Source organism: Candidatus Pelagibacter communis, from assembly GCF_001180205.1.
GTDB lineage: Bacteria > Pseudomonadota > Alphaproteobacteria > Pelagibacterales > Pelagibacteraceae > Pelagibacter > Pelagibacter ubique_O.
Genome location: NZ_CVSU01000077.1, coordinates 1 through 1,365, shown reverse-complemented (window position 1 = coordinate 1,365; position 1,365 = coordinate 1). Strand labels below are relative to the sequence as shown.

The 1,365-nt window shown below is 34.4% G+C and carries 2 pseudogenes; both read left to right on the top strand.

The features are described from left to right. Positions 1 to 785, top strand: a pseudogene (locus AMO08_RS05975) (branched-chain amino acid ABC transporter permease); the annotation flags it as partial. A gap of 14 nt (positions 786 to 799) precedes the next feature. Beyond that, a pseudogene (locus AMO08_RS02925) lies at positions 800 to 1,365 on the top strand (branched-chain amino acid ABC transporter permease); the annotation flags it as partial.

The following is a 1,365-nucleotide window of genomic DNA, read 5'->3' as shown; positions in this document are numbered from 1 at the left end:
GGGTGTGATGAATATAATTAACATTGCTCAAGGAGATCTTGTAATCTTAGGAGGATACATTGCATACTTTATGTATCTCTATGGTATTCATCCAGCATGGGGAGTTATTGTTGCGCCAGTAATAATGTACTTTGTTGGTATAGCAATTTACAAACTCGTAATTAATAAAGTAGTAGATAGAGATCTATTTATCTCTATTTTAGCTACTTTTGGAATAAGTATTCTTTTCATGCAATTAATGAATTTTGCATTTGGCGCAGATGTCGTACTTGCAAATTCCGGTTATGGAACAACTATGTTGTTTGATAACAATGTTGTGTTACCAAATTCAAAAAATATTTTCAGCGTTTATTAGCATTGTATTTGCAGTTTGTTTGGTAATTTATATGAAAAAATCAAAGCTAGGACGTGCAATTAGAGCTACAGCTCAAAATGCAAGAGCTGCAAAGATTTTAGGTGTCGATACAGAAAAAGTTTATGCCGCAACATTTGGAATAAATGCTGCTCTTTGTGGAGTTGCTGGTGCTTTGATATCTATAACTTTCACAATTCATCCTTACATGGGATTACCCTACACAATCAGATCTTTCATGATCGTAATTGTTGCAGGATTAGGAAACTTACCTGGCGTAGCAATGTCGGGAATGGGATTAGGAGTATTTGAAGAATTTGCAGATTATATACTGGGTACAGAATTTAGAATTGGTTCAGTATTTTTATTATTAGTATTAATCCTGGTTTATAGAAGATTTAAACTTTCAAGGAAAAGAGAATATTTAAAGTAAGATTGAGATGAAAAATGAATAAGAATTTTATTTTATATGCAGTAATATTAATATTTGGATTGGCTGCCCCTTTTTTATTTCCAGCCTTTAAAGTTCAGCTATCAATTCTTTGTGTTTTAATAGTTCTTGCTACTACTTGGAACATCCAAGGTGGGGAGATGGGCTATAATTCATTTGGAAATATATTATTTTATGGATTAGGAATGTACCTATGCGCTTCTGTTCAAGTTGGAATGTTTTTTCCATTAGCTGAATGGACGGAGAGTGGAGGGGAAAAAACATTTGTTCATACTCCAACACAGTTTTTTCAAGGTATGGCATTTGGACTAGTCGTAGCTGCTGTAGTTCCAACTATTGTAGCTGGTTTGATAGGATATTCTATTCTTGGACTTAGAGGACATTATTTTGCAATTTGTACATTAGGTTTAGGTGTAGCTGCGGGTGAAATTTCTGGTGGAATAGAAATTATTGGAGCAGGTCAAGGCTTTACTACACCACCTTTTCCAAATGTCGGTAGCTTAGAAGCAAGGGGGGAGTTTTTCTATTTCTTAAGCTTCTTCACATTAGTGCTCACATTCGT